The sequence below is a fragment of the Acinetobacter sp. YH12041 genome, from assembly GCF_013419975.1.
In the GTDB taxonomy this organism is placed as follows: Bacteria; Pseudomonadota; Gammaproteobacteria; order Pseudomonadales; family Moraxellaceae; genus Acinetobacter.
In genome coordinates, this window is sequence record NZ_VOZC01000006.1 from 176,885 (window position 1) to 193,180 (window position 16,296).

12 protein-coding genes, 4 tRNA genes and 1 pseudogene are annotated in these 16,296 nt (G+C 43.4%); 9 read left to right on the forward strand and 8 right to left on the reverse strand.

The annotated features are described in order from the left end of the window. The first annotated feature begins 138 nt into the window (after positions 1–138). Positions 139–2,421 (forward strand): TRAP transporter large permease subunit, encoded by a 2,283-nt coding sequence (locus tag FTU00_RS07380; protein ID WP_180179432.1) that lies wholly within the window; start codon positions 139–141, stop codon positions 2,419–2,421. 49 nt (positions 2,422–2,470) lie between these two features. Here the strand turns inward: FTU00_RS07380 and FTU00_RS07385 are convergent, their stop codons facing one another. From FTU00_RS07385 to rnr, 6 genes are all read right to left on the reverse strand, one after another. Next, positions 2,471–3,346, reverse strand: a complete 876-nt coding sequence (locus FTU00_RS07385) for a DMT family transporter (protein WP_104425693.1) — start codon at positions 3,344–3,346, stop codon at positions 2,471–2,473. 60 nt (positions 3,347–3,406) lie between these two features. Further along, positions 3,407–3,826, reverse strand: coding sequence for a hypothetical protein (locus tag FTU00_RS07390; protein WP_034169654.1), 420 nt, complete (start codon positions 3,824–3,826; stop codon positions 3,407–3,409). 14 nt (positions 3,827–3,840) lie between these two features. Beyond that, a complete protein-coding gene (locus FTU00_RS07395) occupies positions 3,841–4,053 on the reverse strand; it encodes a YheV family putative zinc ribbon protein (RefSeq protein WP_171064841.1) in 213 nt (70 codons plus the stop codon). Positions 4,054–4,093: 40 nt separating this feature from the next. Continuing rightward, positions 4,094–6,133: a M3 family metallopeptidase gene (locus FTU00_RS07400; RefSeq protein ID WP_180179433.1), complete on the reverse strand. Its 2,040-nt coding sequence runs from the start codon at positions 6,131–6,133 to the stop codon at positions 4,094–4,096. Between the two features lie 83 nt (positions 6,134–6,216). Beyond that, entirely contained in the window at positions 6,217–6,351 is a 135-nt protein-coding gene (locus FTU00_RS15570; protein ID WP_257229794.1) for a hypothetical protein, read from the reverse strand. A gap of 525 nt (positions 6,352–6,876) precedes the next feature. Continuing rightward, a complete protein-coding gene (rnr, locus tag FTU00_RS07405; RefSeq protein ID WP_180179434.1) occupies positions 6,877–9,324 on the reverse strand; it encodes a ribonuclease R in 2,448 nt (815 codons plus the stop codon). Between the two features lie 260 nt (positions 9,325–9,584). Here rnr and FTU00_RS07410 point away from each other — a divergent pair. From FTU00_RS07410 to FTU00_RS07430, 5 genes and pseudogenes are all read left to right on the forward strand, one after another. Further along, positions 9,585–9,674: transfer RNA gene (locus tag FTU00_RS07410), tRNA-Ser, on the forward strand. 13 nt (positions 9,675–9,687) lie between these two features. Further along, a tRNA-Arg gene (locus FTU00_RS07415) sits at positions 9,688–9,764 on the forward strand. 49 nt (positions 9,765–9,813) lie between these two features. After that, positions 9,814–9,890 (forward strand) — tRNA-Arg (locus FTU00_RS07420). 117 nt (positions 9,891–10,007) lie between these two features. After that, a pseudogene (locus tag FTU00_RS07425) lies at positions 10,008–10,613 on the forward strand (dihydrofolate reductase family protein). A gap of 232 nt (positions 10,614–10,845) precedes the next feature. Further along, positions 10,846–10,922, forward strand: a tRNA-Arg gene (locus tag FTU00_RS07430). 100 nt (positions 10,923–11,022) lie between these two features. Here FTU00_RS07430 and FTU00_RS07435 read toward each other — a convergent pair. Further along, positions 11,023–12,324 (reverse strand): SRPBCC family protein, encoded by a 1,302-nt coding sequence (locus FTU00_RS07435; protein WP_180179435.1) that lies wholly within the window; start codon positions 12,322–12,324, stop codon positions 11,023–11,025. A 160-nt stretch (positions 12,325–12,484) separates the two neighbouring features. Here FTU00_RS07435 and FTU00_RS07440 point away from each other — a divergent pair, with 160 nt between their 5' ends. The 3 genes from FTU00_RS07440 to FTU00_RS07450 all read left to right on the forward strand — a co-directional run bounded on the left by FTU00_RS07440 (position 12,485) and on the right by FTU00_RS07450 (position 14,848). Further along, a complete protein-coding gene (locus FTU00_RS07440) occupies positions 12,485–12,982 on the forward strand; it encodes a YcxB family protein (protein WP_180004383.1) in 498 nt (165 codons plus the stop codon). Between the two features lie 26 nt (positions 12,983–13,008). Continuing rightward, positions 13,009–13,650 (forward strand): fumarylacetoacetate hydrolase family protein, encoded by a 642-nt coding sequence (locus FTU00_RS07445; protein WP_180179436.1) that lies wholly within the window; start codon positions 13,009–13,011, stop codon positions 13,648–13,650. Between the two features lie 259 nt (positions 13,651–13,909). Beyond that, on the forward strand, positions 13,910–14,848 hold the full coding sequence (locus FTU00_RS07450; protein WP_179992781.1) for a DMT family transporter: 939 nt from the start codon (positions 13,910–13,912) through the stop codon (positions 14,846–14,848). 127 nt (positions 14,849–14,975) lie between these two features. Here FTU00_RS07450 and FTU00_RS07455 read toward each other — a convergent pair whose 3' ends face one another. After that, on the reverse strand, positions 14,976–16,223 hold the full coding sequence (locus FTU00_RS07455; protein ID WP_180179437.1) for a YihY family inner membrane protein: 1,248 nt from the start codon (positions 16,221–16,223) through the stop codon (positions 14,976–14,978). Positions 16,224–16,296: the final 73 nt, after the last annotated feature.

Consider the following 16,296-nt stretch of genomic DNA (forward strand, 5'->3'; position numbering starts at 1 on the left):
CATTTTTATTCTGCTGATTTTCATGCAGAGTCAAAATAGAAAATAATGATACTGACCCTTGTAAAGGAATTTTCGGGGCAGACAGGAAGACCAGCGCTTAAAAGAATGTAAGGCGCGAAAACAAGAATAGGAAAATACATGCACAACGATAATCAAAACAGATCGGGATTAGGTCTGTTACGTTATATCTGGACAGAGTGGATCTCGACCTTTGTCGTGCTCATCTTGCTCTTACTGACCTTAGTGATTGGAACCGGGGAAATGATTCATGGTCAGTTACTGCGTATGGGCGAGCGTCTGTATGGTGATCCGGCGACAGGCATGCAATATTCGTTTTTGCGTGCTGAACCGAAAGCACCACAATGTGATCGTAATATTAATGTCGATCAAAAAGTTCAGGAGCAGATGAAAGCAGATGCCGCCGATGAATATGCCGATTTCTTCGGTGTACGTTCTGAAGCGGATGTGCGTGCTGCAGTGATGCAGGCACAACAGGTTTGTGAAGAGTCTTACCAGTTCTATGACAAGGCGATAACGCATATTGAAGCGCATCCAAGTATTCGTGCCTATCGCAGTTTTGAAACTTCATTCTTTGGCATTTTCAAGTTCGGGACTGAAAACCGTGCCTTGCTGCTCATCATTATGGTGGTATTTGCTGCAATCAGCGCGACATTGAAAACCCATCATATTGGTCTACGTAGTCCAGCCACTCGTATCGACTTTAAAGTCTATTCTGTGGCGATGCTGATCGCGAACAGTTTCCTGGTCTATTCTTCCTATAGCCAATATATGTCGGTGCTGAATTCCGGGGTGCCAATGGGAGACATGAAGTATGTCTACTGGCTATGGATGATTCTCTTTGGGACATTGACCCTGATCAGTTTGTATCAAGTCATTAAGCCACCTCAGGCGACCCGAGAAGGGGGCAGTTTCGGGCTGGCTTTCTTAAGCGTGCCACTGTATGCCTATATGGCCATCAGTACCGGATTTAACTTTGTCTTCTTGATGGATTACCCGATGGGTCAGGGCATCTATCTGGGGCAGTTGGTTGAATTTTCGAGTATCTTCCTAAATCTGGCCTTATTTATCTGGGCCGGTATGTTGCTGAAACAAACCCGTGTCGTAGACATGTTCCTGAATATCCTGCGTCCATGGAATCTGGCACCAGAAACCTTGACCTGGTTAATCCTGCTGGCAGCTGCACTACCAACCGCTTATACCGGTGCATCTGGGATTTTCGTGATTGCTGCAGGTGCGATCATTTATAAGGAAGTCTGGAATGCCGGTGGTCGCCGTCAGTTTGCCTTGGCAGCAACAGCGATGTCCGGTTCACTCGGTGTGGTGCTTCGTCCATGTCTACTGATTGTTGTGGTTGCTTCACTGAACAAGGAAGTGACGACAGATATGCTGTATCACTACGGTGTCTATGTCTTCCTGCTCAGTTCAACATTGTTCCTGATCATTTCGCTATTCTTTGCTGAAAGCAAGTTCCGTATTGCTGCACCTGGTCTGGCTTCACCACAGTCTGCACGTGCCTTTGTAAATGTGATTCCTTATATTGTGATTTTCATCCTGATCTGGCTGTTCTACAAATATGCTTTATCTACAGATCTGAATGAATTTACTGCACCTGTCATGATGCCAGTCATTCTGTTGATGATCGTGCTATTTGATAAGTTACGTCATGAGCCTGCACCATTACCACCAGTAGGGCATTGGGATGAAACCTTAACCACAACCTTAGGTTCAGGAAATACGCCTGCAATGGCGACTGCGGGTACAGCCATTAATGCTGAATATCGTGAAGCAGACCATGTTGAGCAGCAGGGCGGTGAGCTGGCTGTAGATCATGGTGTAAAACGTTCGACTGTGGTTGAAAGTTTACGTCATGTCGGCTTCTGGAAATCATTACACATTTCGACCAGTGAAACGGTTGGACACATTGGTGCGCTGGTGATTCTGATGGCACTATCTGTCAGTGTGGGCGGCCTGCTGGAACGTATGGAAATTATGGAAGCGTTCCCGACAGATATTAGCAGTACCATTCTGGTGATTTCCATGATTGTTGGCCTGATGGTGTTCGTTGGCATGATTATGGACCCATTCGGCGCAGTGATCCTGATTTCAGCAACGGTTGCACCAGTCGCCTATCAGTATGGAATTCATCCGGTACATTTCTGGATGATTACCTTGATTGGTTTCGAGTTGGGTTATGTGACACCACCAGTTGCCCTGAACCATTTGTTGGCAAGGCAATCCATTGGTGATGCTGAGGTGGCCGAGGCGGATGCAGAAGTTCGACATAAGTCCTTTTATTACCGTTATGAGCGCTGGATTTTACCGATGATCGTGTTACTGCCAGCGATGCTGATCATTGCCTATGTACCTTATGTATTTAAACTCTTCGGCTGGTATCAGTAATTTAAGCAAATAAAAAAAGCACCTTCGGGTGCTTTTTTTTATTGTGGCCTTAACGCAGCCTAAGCTTATTTTGTAAAACAGGACTGCAAAGTAAAATCCCACAAAAAATCAGCCCTAATCCGAGCAGGCTATAGAGATCCGGAACTTCCTGCCAGAATAAATAGCCCCATAAGCCAGCGAAGAAAATCGCAATATAGTTCACTGGTCCAATCTGACCAGCAGGTGCCAGTTTATAAGCATTGGATAGAAATAACTGGCTGGTATTTGCCAATAAACCGGCTGCAATTAAATAACCGAGTTCAGTCAGGGTATAAGGACGCCAATGCCAGAACATTGGAATCATGGAAATCAGGGTGCCGATCAGACAGAAATAAAACACAATTCGTTCTGGTGGTTCAGTTTGGGTCAATGCGCGAACCGTGACAAAAGCCATAGCAGCCAGGAAGCTGGCACTCAAGCCAATCACGGACATCAGGTTAAATAAACCGGAATCAGGCTTAGCCACGCACAACACGCCAATAAAACCGATCGCAGCAGCCAGTAACATGCTTTGAGTGACTTTTTCTTTTAGAAACAGCCAAGCAATCAGCGGAATAAAAATTGGTGAGGAATAGGTAAAGACCATGGCATTGGAGAGCTTTAAATGTGCAATGGCATAGAAAAATCCATACATCGCCGTCAGACCTGCGACAGAACGCCAGGTGTGCATCCAGAGTTTTTCAGTTTTAAAAAAGTTAATGCCTTTATTGAAGATTAAAGGAAGAAAAATAAACAGGCCGACAAAATTCCGGAAAAATACCACAGTGGCATTATCAACGGTGTGTGAGGCGAAGCGGATACAGACGCCCATGACTGAAAACAAAAAAGCGGAACAGGTCAGAAAGACAATTGCCTTAACCAGATGCGAGGGAGAGGCTACACTCATGAGGGAACTTAGCTAGAAAATCTGTGGATATTCTAGCTGAAAATCCCTAACTCATTCTGACTATTGTGCCAGTTGTGCTTCGAGTAACTTGATTTGTTCCTCTTTGAGTTTAATCAGCTCATCCGCATCACTATGCTGTTGCTTCAGGCTTTTTTCCTGCTCATTGAGCTGTTGCTGAATATCTTCCAGTTTGGCAATTTCTTCTTTCGCCAAAGTGGCATTCTCAGTAACTTCTTCTCTTATAATAGAGGCATCGACCAGAACATTTTCAGAAGTAGGCACAATTTCTTCCGGTTCAGGTTCTGCTTTAGGTGCGGCTTGTGTCACCGGTGCATGCATCAAGTCACCCTGATGTGCCGGTAATGTTTCATTTTGCGTGAGAAAAAACTGTGTAATTATTAAAACAGCAATAATCACAACAATTAATCCACTCACTATTCCCCATAAAAGTTTAGGATTTTGTCGATGATCTAGAGTCATTTAGGTTCCCGAAATTATTCTTTTGGCTGACGGGGTTTAAACTGAATCACACCAATTTCATCCGGAACGGCTGGTGACTCAGGTTCCTCGATATGGGTAGGACGGTTTTCTTCATACCCACATTCGATACATTCAATCCATTCAGCTTCACCAGAGGTCAGCATAACGATCCGATCCAACGCCTGACATTTAGGACATTTTGCGCCTGCAATGAAACGACGTTTGATAGCCATCATACTCACCCTGTGATTTACTTAAAAACGTAGTTTAAGCGTTTTTAGAGCGGTTCGTCCAACCTTGATGACGTAACAAAGCATCTATTTTTGGCTCGCGTCCGCGGAAATTGATAAATGCGTCAAGTGCTGTATCTTTTCCGCCAACTGCTAGAATTTTTTGTCTAAACTGCTTTCCAGTTTCAGTATTAAAAATTCCTTCTTCTTCGAAGCGATCGAAGGCATCACTGGCCAAAACTTCTGCCCATTTATAAGAATAATAGCCCGCTGCATATCCACCCGCGAAGATATGACTGAAGCTGTGCTGGAACCGGTTATATGCTGTAGTAGGTAAAACGGCATATTTTTCACGAATCTCGTTCAAGGTTGCCTGAATCTGTTCAGCACTCAATGCCGGATTGGCACGGTGAATGGTTAAGTCAAATAAAGCAAATTCCAGCTGACGCAAAGTTTGCATACCGGACTGGAAGAAACGGGCATCCAGCAAGGCTTTTAACAAGTCAGCAGGTAAGACTTCCTTGGTTTCTATATGTTCGCTGAGCAGGTTTAAACTGTCCTGATCCCAAGCCCAGAATTCCATAAACTGGCTTGGTAGTTCGACAGCATCCCAATCCACGCCATGTGTACCAGCCACGGCAATATTGTCCACTTCTGTCAGCATATGATGCAGCCCATGACCAAACTCATGGAACAGGGTAATTACTTCATCATGAGTCAGTAGTGCAGGGCGGTTACCCACAGGTGGAGTAAAGTTTGCTACCATATAACAGATTGGTTTTTGCAGGCCTTCAGCAATTTGCATGCGTGAACGGAAGCCGCTCATCCAGGCACCGCCACGTTTGCCCTGACGTGCATAGAGATCGAAATAGAAACCGCCAATCACTTCGCCCTGATCTTCCAGTTCAAAATAACGCGCATCTGGATGCCAAACTGGCGCTTCACGTTCAACCACCTGAATGTCATATAAACGTTTCAGGATACTGAACAAGCCTTGCAAGATTTTTGGAGCCGGGAAGTAGGGTTTTAGCGATTCCTGAGACAGATTAAACTGCTGCATTTTCAACTTTTCAGAATAGTAACTGCTGTCCCAAGGCTTTAATTCTGTGATGCCATCTTCAGCAGCAATGGCTTTCAGTTCAGCCACTTCCTGTTTAGCAGGCGCACGGGCATGTTCCGCCAGATCACGCAGGAATTCATCAACAGCTTCGACATTTGGCGCCATTTTGCTGGCCAGTGAATATTCGGCATAGTTATTAAAGCCTAATAGTGCTGCCATTTCCTGACGTAATTTCAGGATTTCTTCCATGATGGCTGTATTGTCAAATTCAGTCTGTTCGGACTGATCTGACGCGCGTGTGGTATAGGCTTTATAGAGTTCTTCACGCAGGCCACGATCTTCGGCATGAGTCATAATTGCCAGATAAGACGGGAAATCTAAAGTAGCAACCGGCTGATCCAGTTCACGTTGCTGGCCATACTGTTTTAAGAGTTCAATATTACTTTCAGACAGGCCCGCTAATTCTTCTTCCTTAAGCGGTCTGAAATAAGCTTGAGTTGCATCCAGTACATGGTTGGAGAAATCTGAGGAAAGCTGTGACAAACGTGCAGAAATTTCTGCATAGCGTTTTTTTGCTTCACCCTCTAGAGCTACGCCTGACAATTTAAAGTCACGTAGTGCCAGTTTAATCGCACTTTGCTGGGCTTCCGGCAGTTCATGGAAAACTGGTGCATCCTGCACATGCTGATAGGTTTGATATAGCGCCGTATGCTGGCCCAACTGGGTATAGTAATCACTTAGACCTGATAATAATGCCTGATAGACATCACGGGTTTCACTATTATTCATGACTGCGTTGAGATGCGACAAAACACCCCAGGACTCGCTCATATTATTTTCTAGTGTGTCGACCTGTTTCAGGACCGCAAGTTGTTCCTGGACAGTATCAGGTGTCTGGGTCAGTTCATTTAGAAATTGCAAACCTTGCTGAATGCAGTTTTCAATTTTTTGTTTAAGATCTGCCAGCGTAATCTGATCGAATTGTGGAACGGGTAAAGTTGCTTTTTCTAATGTCATGTCGTTTCTGCCGAAGTCATTTCCTGTGTTAAATCTAGATGTAGGGCTTATTGGCAGGGAAATCAAGCATACGACGGTATTATTTATTCGACTTCAGGCTGGATATTGATTCGTTCAATCTCATGCACGATGCTGCCTAAAGTACTTGTTGTAAGCTTAAGCTGTAGTTCAACGGATTTATTTTGATAAAGCTGAAATTCTGAAACAGATAGCTCCATAACCGGTAAATGTCTATATTCTGTATCAAAGGAATAGGAGATATGATTTCGAACACCTTTGAATTTCACAGCCTGAGTAATAATTGAAATACTGTTAGTTTCGCCTGTTAGCTTCGTATAAAGATAGGGTGGATACGTGGTCAAATTAAACCAAAGTACTGAGATCATGACCGAAGGAAAAATAAAAAGACTATAAAATTTGGGGCGCTTTCTGAAATTACGCCAATGATAAGGTGGAAACCATAAACCATGCTGTTTGAGTCTGAAAAAATACAGCAATATCCCAATACATATGACACAGCTTATAATCAATGCAAAATAATTCGTAAGTGGCGTTGCTACAAAATTAAAATACTTGAGTGCAATAAAGTCACTGAGGATCAAAATCGTAAAAATTAGAATCGCATAGATATGTAAATGCTGTTTATTATTTGATGCAATAAGCATGATATTTTTTTAGTCGTTATTTAACTGAATTATAAAATAAAAAGAGCGCTGTAGCGCTCTTTTTATGATCATCAGAAATTATTCAGTCTTGGCTTTTGCATTCGACTTTTTCTTTTTGATCTTGGCTTTTTTCTTTACTTTATCTTTAGCCTTTGCTTCAGACTTTCCTGCAGATTTTTTAGCAGGCTTTTTGCTGTAGGAACTGGGCTTGGATTTGTCTTTTTTGCGTCGTATGGGCTGTTCTCCATCATCACTGGGCTGGGCTTTTTGCGCACGCTCATGATTATTGAAGACTTCCTCTTTTGCTTCCGGACGTGGTGCAGGTTTTTTTTCTGCGACACGTGGAGCACGGGCGCGAATTGGACGACCCGCATGAGTCAGTTGCTGGATCAATTCAAAGTCAATTTTGCGTTCTTCCAGATTGACTCCAGCGACCTTGATCTTGACTTCATCACCCAGACCAAAGATCTGGCCACGGTTCTGGCCGACCAGACTCTGGCTGCTTTGATCAAAGACAAAGAAGTCATCGCCCAACTGGCTCACATGCACCATACCATCGACATAGAGGTCTTTCAGCGTGACAAACAAACCAAATTCAGCCGTTGCACTGATAATGCCAACAAACTCTTCACCAAGATGTTGCTGCATATAGTGACATTTCAGCCAGGTCGTTACAGAGCGGGAGGCTTCATCAGCACGGCGTTCTGTCGCTGAGAAATGCTCACCGGCATCATCTAAAGATGCACCTGAAATTGGATATGGCTTTTTACTCAAATGAGCTTTGATAGCACGATGTAATAACAGATCTGGGTAACGGCGAATTGGAGAGGTGAAGTGCGTATATGCTTCATAAGCCAGACCAAAGTGACCGGCATTGTCGGCACCGTAGTACGCCTGCATCATGGAACGCAATAACACGGCATGAATACTTGGCGCATCAATCCGGTCTTTGGTCGCTTCAATGACTGCCTGATAATCGGCCTGGGTTGGCTGTTCCGGGAATGGCAGACCCAGCAACTTCACGAAATCACGAACTTTCTGGATGCGTGAGAACTCTGGTGGTTGATGCACTCGGTACAGCATTGGTATTTCATTTTTCAGTGCATATTCAGCTGCTGCGACGTTAGCCAGCAACATACATTCTTCAATCAGCTTATGCGCATCATTACGGGTTCGTGGCAGAATTTCATTAATACCACCCAGTTCATCGAAAGTCATATAGGTTTCAATGGTTTCGAATTCCATTGCATTACGTTCAGCACGTAAGCCTTTTAGAATCTGATACAACTGGAACAGGGTATTTAGTGATTTACGTACACTACGATCTTCAGTGATTGCTGTGCTATCACCTTCAAAATACTTCGCGACCTGGTCATAAGTCAGACGTGCCTTGGAATGCATCATTGAAGGGTAGAATTCATACCCGGTCACTCGGCCAGCTCGTGACAGTTTCAGGTCACAAACCATGCACAGACGGTCGACATTCGGATTTAATGAACACAGGCCATTAGAGAGTGCTTCAGGCAACATTGGTAAAACGAAGTGCGGGAAATACACGGATGTCCCGCGCTCTTGAGCTTCATCATCCAGTGGTTTGCCTGGACGTACATAATGGCTCACGTCAGCAATCGCTACGACCACACGATAACCACCGCCCGGACGTTTTTCTGCATAGACCGCATCATCAAAGTCACGTGCATCTTCGCCGTCAATGGTGACAAGCGCTAAATCACGTAGATCGACACGGCCTTCACGGTCTTTGTCAGAAGGTTCTTTAAAACTTTCCGCTTCTTTCAAGACTTCTTCAGGAAATTCATACGGCAGGCCATATTCCAGAATCGTCTGTGGAATGATGATTTCGGTATCGGCTTTGTCTGCCATCGACTGCACAATATGGCCAGTCGCAAATTCTTCTTTGGTTGGGTAGGTGTCAATCGCCACGCGGATTGAATCGCCGACTTTGACCTTGGCATGCTCGATCAGCTCTTTTTCTAGAGTAATTGGCTGATGTGCATTTGGATTGGCTGGCTGAACAAAGTATTCACCTTCATATTCAGACACTTTACCAATGATCTGTTTGACACGATGCTGCAAGACTTCAGTAATAAAGCCCCAGGCTTTACCTTTGCGATCTACTGAGGTCTGACGGACTTTAACACGGTCACCGTTAAAGACCTGACGCAATTCACGCTCAGGTAAGAGCAGGTCATCTTCACCTGAAATATTGGCTGTACCGCTTCCCTTGGAGTTGATATATACCGTTGCTTCATGCTCAGGCTGTTCCGCCGCGATCTGGAACTTGTAACCGTCTTTCATTAATTGCCCGTCACGTACCATCGCAATCAGACGATGGCTCAGGGCATCAATACTTTTTTGATCGGCAATTTCAAAATATTCCACCAGGTCAGCATGGGACAGGGCAGTTTTTTCTTCTATAGTTTCGAGAATCAGGGTACGGCTTGGAATAGGGTTTTCATAACGTTCGGCTTCAGCTTTTGCTTCAGGATCGACCCAATTTTTCATCATATCTTTAAAGTGTCCTTGGAGATAGGTTTAGCATAAGTCATGTCAGTGCAGACTGCACGTAAATGATTGCAATAATCTGTTTAAGTTTTCGATTTTTGGCTAATTTTAGATAACTGGAAATTTATCGGGTTTTTCAGGACTTAAATGACTAAAAATAGGGAAATTGTTTAAAAAGTATTTAAACGAGCAAAAATATGCAGTTTTTTTTCAAGCTGTGCTTGCAGTGCTATGCCGAAATTTGTATTATGGCGGCACGTTACGGTGAGATGGGTGAGTGGCTGAAACCACGTCCCTGCTAAGGACGCATACGGGTAACTGTATCGAGGGTTCGAATCCCTCTCTCACCGCCACTTTACTTATGTCGCGCTCATAGCTCAGCTGGATAGAGCACTTGGCTACGAACTAAGGGGTCGGGAGTTCGAATCTCTCTGAGCGCACCAATAAGTAAACCGGAAAATAACGCAGTCTAATAAAGACGACACAAGTTACGCGCTCATAGCTCAGCTGGATAGAGCACTTGGCTACGAACTAAGGGGTCGGGAGTTCGAATCTCTCTGAGCGCACCAACTTGAACAATGAACCGCACATGTTGCGGTTTTTTTGTGCCTAAAATTTACAGAATCCGCCTGAATCACATGCTAAAAATAAATCCTAGATAACTCAATAAAAATAAGGGCATGGTGATGAGAAAAATTATTGTCCAGGAATTTCTGACTCTAGACGGTGTAATGCAGGCACCCGGCGGCCCGGAAGAAGATACATCTGGTGGCTTTCAATATGGTGGCTGGGTGGCGCCGTATTTTAGTACTGAACCCGATCCAGTATTTGATCGCATCATGCAAAAATGGATGCAGTCCACCGATATTCTGATTGGTAAGAATACCTTTCAGATTTTTGAACCCTACTGACCGAAGCATGCTGAAGACTGGCCAGGAATTAATGAAGTGAATAAATATGTGCTATCCACCAGTTTGGATCACTCGGACTGGCAAAATACGATCTTTCTAAAAAGTATTGATGAGATCATTAACCTGAAGGCTTCAGGGGAGGAGGATCTTCGGGTGTATGGCAGTGCCGCAGTGGCACAGGCCCTTTTTAAACATGATCTTGTGGATGAACTCTATTTAATGACCTTTCCTGTGATATTGGGCAGAGGAAAACGTCTATTTGCTGGAGACTCTATGCCAGCAGCATTTGCACTGACAGATCATCAAGTGACTTCAAATGGCGTGGTATTGAGCTGTTATCAGCGGGCAGGCAAGGTTAAAACTGGCCTGGTTGGGGAATAGCTCTATTAGGCTGTGAGCAAATGAATATGAGGTCACTGAAAGATTAATTTAGCTAATCCTGAAATTTTGCCAAGTCTGGGTTATTGCTTTTAACTCTAAATTCGCAGGAATTTTCATCAAAAAAACTGAAATATTGTAGTATCGTTTAATTACTGTACGTTCGGTTATAATTTTATTAAAAAACACTTAACAAGTGCTGAAAACTCTATATAATGCACCCCATCAAGACGTCGCGCTCATAGCTCAGCTGGATAGAGCACTTGGCTACGAACTAAGGGGTCGGGAGTTCGAATCTCTCTGAGCGCACCAATCTTGATAAAGAATTCTGAAAAAACCGCACATTGATGCGGTTTTTTTACGTCTTTAGTTTTTAATTTTTCATATAAAAAACCAATAATTAGACATGAACTTAAGATTTTAATTTCTGCTGTACTTTTAAGGCATAGACGGTATTACCACCAACTGCCGGCAACATGTCATGATAGGGAAGGCTGCGCATGGCTTTCAGTAAAAAAGGCGCCTGATCATGAATTTTCATGGAACTGGTGATTTGGAATAGCGTTCCCTGAGATTGCGGCAAAAGCTTCATTCCACCCCGTACAAATTTTAAATCTCCGCCATTAGCATAGAATTGGTTTTGTAAGGTATTTGGCTGTTCAAAACGCATTTTAAAATTAAAGGGAATCTGAATGACGCCTAAGCCGACTGATACCTTGTAGTTGGCATCAATACTTTGCGGGTTGACTGGGTTCAGTTCCACTTTTTTGATCTGTCGCGGAAAGAGTTTCTGGCTGGCTTGAGCCGATAACCAAGGCTGCAGCTTCTCAGTCGGATGCGAGAAATATTGATAGGTGGTATTGAATCTTAGATTTTCTGAACTTTTGCCGGTCTTAACCTGATAATTGGGCAAAATAAAGCTGACAGGCTGTCCTGATTTTTGACTAAGCTGGGCAATTTTCTGAGTTTGCTGATTACTGAGCTGAACTTGAGGCACTGCCGTATTTAAAGCTATAGCGGAAGAATATTTAAAACGCTGCTGTAAAGCTTCAAGCAGAAAGGCATTGGTGCCGGCGGGAATACCAAGTTTGGCTTCAGGCAGGGCATTTAGAATCTTGCTAAATAGAAAACCTTGTGGCTGGTTCAGATCGCCCCATTGCGTCACTGTCACTAAGGTTTTATTGGGAGCTAGTGCAAACCATTCCAGCTTTCCGGCCCCATAGGGAATTGGTGCATCCAGAATTAGTGTGCTGATACTGTTATTTTCCAGATGATGCTGCATCACTACAGTTTCTTTAAAGTTTAAGACTGGGATTGGAGTGGGAATATGCACCTGATATTTGACTTGTTGAATGCTCCCTTGCTGCTCAATTACTTTGGCGGATTTTAGGGTCGGAAACAGGCCGACATAATTCGGATAATGTTGCAGTAATTTTTCGACTTGTGCTTCGGATGCAGGCAAGACTACAGCCGCACTATAAAACTGGGATTTGCTACTAGAAGCCGTTTTAAAAGTCGGTAGATGGGTTTTGCTGGCAGGATGCGCATAAATCAGGATACGTTCGCCAGTGAGTTCAGCCAGTTGCTGAGAATTGCCTTGAAATACATCAAGACTGCTTGGCAGATTAGGGGTCCATGGCGTTATTTTTGCAAAAGCCGGTGAGATTGCACATAAGGTACTACTCATCAGCAGATAGGGGATTAATCCTTTCATCCAATATCCTGTTGTGTATTTTTTGTTTTAATCATGATTTATTTAAAACTAAATTCAGTTATTTCCAAAGCAAAGTTATGTAATTGATAGCATAAGCCATGAGTTTTAAGCATATTTTGATATAGTATGGATCAGGATTTTATATTTTTGATGTGATGCTATGACTGAGTCAGCACCAACTTTATCCACCCGTTATTATCTTACTTTAGAAGAATCTCAGGATGGATTTGCTCTGGCCACTTTTGGCAAAAAACAGATTTCACGCTTTCTGACGCCTTTGGTTAGCATCGGGATTATTATCTGGGGCTTCTCAATGGACCTGAATGGGGTTGGCCGTTATTATGTGGCATTGGGTGCCTTCTTCCTGATTTTACAGGGCATCATGCGCTACTGGTTCCTGCCGATGATGTTTAAGCGCCAGTTTGTAAAATATCAGTTTGGAAAAAGTGAACAAGGCATTGACCTGTTTCAGGACTATGCAGAAATTTTCAATAACGGACGTAGCAAGGTCGTGCATTATAATGAAGTACAAAGTTTTGCTATCGGCAAGCTGACCTATATGCTGGAACTGAAAAACCGTACAGTGGTGATTGTGCCAAAACGTGCCTTTAAAGATGGTACTGAGCAAAGCATTTTCGAAAATACCTTCAAGAAATAAGACAGATCAAGAACAGGAAAGAGATCATGAGTACACGCCCATCAAAAATTGTTTGTGTCGGTCGCAGTTATGCTGACCATGCCAAAGAGCTTGGAAATGCGGTACCTGATCGTCCTGTGTTGTTTATCAAGCCACCGAGTGCTTTGACTGCACTGGATGCTGGTATTGAATGGAATCCGGACTGGGGTAACTGTCATTATGAGTGTGAACTAAGTTTGCGTATTGACCGTACCTTAAGCAAGGAAAATGATCCTGCCAAAGTTTTGCAGGCAATTGGTGCTGTGACTTTAGGTCTGGATTTGACCTTGCGTGATCTACAAGATGACCTAAAGAAAAAAGGTCAACCTTGGGAACGGGCCAAAGCTTTTGATGGTTCTTGTATACTCGCAGACTGGGTGCCAGTAAGTGATGTGATTGCTGACTGGAAAGATGTGCACTATACGCTGGAGATCAATGATGAGCTGCGTCAAAAAGGCGATACAGCTTTATTGATTTTTGATATCGCAACTTTATTGGCAGACATTAGTCAGGTATTTACACTGGAAGCAGGTGATGTAGTGATGACCGGTACACCAGCAGGGGTGGCAGCCTTGCAATCTGGTGATCAATTGAAAATGACCCTAAAAGGCCAAAATCAGGATTATGTCTGGACGACATTTGTAAAGTAAGACCGGATTTTTGAGATCAAGGAGCCGAAGGGCTCCTTTATTTTGTTTAGAAAAGTGTAATGAGCAAGGGATAATTTATCAGACTGATCAGGCACGGTTGCCATTCAGTTTCTAGATATAAATTGGATAGCGTCTAAATCGTTTTTTACGCATCACGAATATTGCCTGAATCCCTCCATCGTATGTCTATTTTGATGTTATATCTTCTACTTCTAACATTTTTAGTATGTAGCGGCTCCAATCAAGAACGGGAATATATTTGAATCATCGTCAGGCACTAGATGTCAAAGCATCTGCCATCATGTTTGTACTGTGTATGTTGTGGGGTTTGCAGCAGGTCGTACTGAAGTGGGCGGCCAGTGATATTTCTGCCCTGATGCAAATTGCATTACGTTCAGCCTTATCTGCACTTATGGTTTATCCTTTAATTCAGCAGAGTGTACGCCGTCAGCTTTGGAATGCACGATACTTATCTGCGGGTTTACTGGTTGGTGTGCTGTTTGCCGCTGAATTTTATCTGGTGGGTGAGGCGCTGCGTTATACCTCAGCTTCGCATACCATTGTCTTGCTCTATACTGCACCAATTTTTGTGGCTTTGGGCTTGCACTGGAAACTGCCGGCGGAACATTTGTCTCATGTGCAATGGGGAGGAATTTTTCTTGCCTTTAGTGGTATTGTGGTGAGTTTCCTGCTGCGTCCCCAGACAGGATCTGCTCTACAATCTCATGCCTTATGGGGGGATTTTCTGGCATTGCTGGCTGGTGTATTCTGGGCAGCCACGACCGTGAGTGTGCGTTTGAGCTCGCTGGCTGAAGCGCCTGCAACCCAGACCTTATTCTATCAATTGCTGATCGCTGGTATGGTGTTGTTACCTTTGTCCTTTTTGACTGGGCAAGCCAGTATTCAATGGACAACTTTGTCGATTTCCAGCCTGATTTTTCATACGGTGGTGATTTCCTTTGCCAGTTATCTGATCTGGTTCTGGATGCTAAAACATTACCTGGCTTCACGTTTAGGGGTGTTTTCCTTTTTAACCCCAGTATTTGGCATGCTGTTTGGCGTATTGATTCTAAATGAACATATTGAAATTAACTTTATTGTTGGTACTTGTATGGTGATGCTGGGCGTGATTCTGGTGAGTTTACAGGGATGGTTAAACAAGCCTGTGCCTCAGATCAAGACTCAAACCTCTATATAAAAATCCGGTCAATGAAAATAACGACACTTAGTTTTTGGATTATAGCTTTAATGACAGCAAGGATGATTATCTGCTGACAATTGATCCAATTCATTTAAAAAAATCCTCTCAAAAGAGAGGATTGAATTTATTTACTGCGGAACAGTTCTGATAATGGAAAACTGAGCTTTTCTTCCAGAAACTGATCAGTTTCATTCAGTTTAGGTGAGAACTTTTGCATCCAGAGATCATCAGTATGCACATCAGTCAGATGCTGTTTGCGCGGCAATGGATAAGGAAGCTGTAGATAAAAATTCCAGAAGCTGACCTGATCCAGATCGCGTACCAGCACATATTCATTGTCATCTGTACGTTTAATCAGATTCTGTTTTTCAAACATGCTGACATAGCTAGGCCAGCGTCCAATTTCATCCCGTCCCAAAACTTCTAGTGCCTGGGCTTCACTGACACTTTCACCAGTTTTCTGCTTTTTATAAAACAGTTCTAATAGATCCAGCAACATGACGATTGGATGGCGCTTATTGTCCTGTCCAGATTCGAATGCAGTCAGGGCATAGCTGATTTCCACGCCCAGCAATACAATAATCCAGGACAGATAAATCCAGAGCAGGAAAATAGGGACAGCTGCGAAAGCTCCGTAAACAATTTCATAACTGGTAAAGTTTGACATCAAAAAGCCGAACAGGTTTTTCAGAAGTTCGAAGACGATGGCACTAAACAGACCGGCAATAAAAGCTGATTTGAGCGGTACACTCCGATTGGGAATAGTCCAGTTCAGAATAAAAAAGCCAAGCACGGTCAGAGAAAAAGATATTATCCAGAGAATAAAGGCACCATCCAGTTCATAACCGGCAAAGTTATTACTGAGAATATTCATGGAGGCCAAAGTAGAAGAAATCACAAAGGCGCTGCCCAGCAAAATTGGACCAAGTGAAATTATGGTCCAGTAACGCATAAAACCGATAATGCCACCGCGGGTTTCAGTCACACGCCAGATCCGGTTAAAGACCGTTTCGATACTACTGAGCATCAGTACTGTTGTGATAAATAAGAAAAGAATACCGATAATAGTTAAATTGCTGGACTTCTCCGTGAAGGCATTGAGGGCTTTATCGAAAGCGATCGTTGTTTTAGGTAAAAAGTTACTATAGATCAGCTGTTGGAGCTGTTGTCGTGCCGGTTCCAATGCTCTGATTGAAGAGATAATGACCAGAAACACGGTCAGCATCGGAACTACAGCAAACAGGGTAGTATAGGTCAGTGAACCAGCCTGCTCACGACATCGGTCAGCCTCGAAACGCCGTAGTACAAATAAAATAAATTGAAACCAGTGTTTTTCATAAAAAGGTAACTTCTTTAAATATTCAACGATCATGCGCTTTCAATCTCAATTTTTTTATTCATCATGAATTTTCATTCTTCAGCTTACCCAAAAAAGTTGCGAAATA

Excerpts from the sequence above, each read along its gene's own strand:
- FTU00_RS15570 (WP_257229794.1), bottom strand. The coding sequence starts at position 6,351 with ATGGAGCTATCTGTTTCAGAATTTCAGCTTTATCAAAATAAATCCGTT.
- rnr (WP_180179434.1), bottom strand. The coding sequence starts at position 9,324 with ATGATGAAAAATTGGGTCGATCCTGAAGCAAAAGCTGAAGCCGAACGT.
- FTU00_RS07385 (WP_104425693.1), bottom strand. The coding sequence starts at position 3,346 with ATGAGTGTAGCCTCTCCCTCGCATCTGGTTAAGGCAATTGTCTTTCTG.
- FTU00_RS07390 (WP_034169654.1), bottom strand. The coding sequence starts at position 3,826 with ATGACTCTAGATCATCGACAAAATCCTAAACTTTTATGGGGAATAGTG.
- FTU00_RS07380 (WP_180179432.1), top strand. The coding sequence starts at position 139 with ATGCACAACGATAATCAAAACAGATCGGGATTAGGTCTGTTACGTTAT.
- FTU00_RS07400 (WP_180179433.1), bottom strand. The coding sequence starts at position 6,133 with ATGACATTAGAAAAAGCAACTTTACCCGTTCCACAATTCGATCAGATT.
- FTU00_RS07440 (WP_180004383.1), top strand. The coding sequence starts at position 12,485 with ATGACTGAGTCAGCACCAACTTTATCCACCCGTTATTATCTTACTTTA.
- FTU00_RS07435 (WP_180179435.1), bottom strand. The coding sequence starts at position 12,324 with ATGAAAGGATTAATCCCCTATCTGCTGATGAGTAGTACCTTATGTGCA.
- FTU00_RS07455 (WP_180179437.1), bottom strand. The coding sequence starts at position 16,223 with ATGATCGTTGAATATTTAAAGAAGTTACCTTTTTATGAAAAACACTGG.
- FTU00_RS07445 (WP_180179436.1), top strand. The coding sequence starts at position 13,009 with ATGAGTACACGCCCATCAAAAATTGTTTGTGTCGGTCGCAGTTATGCT.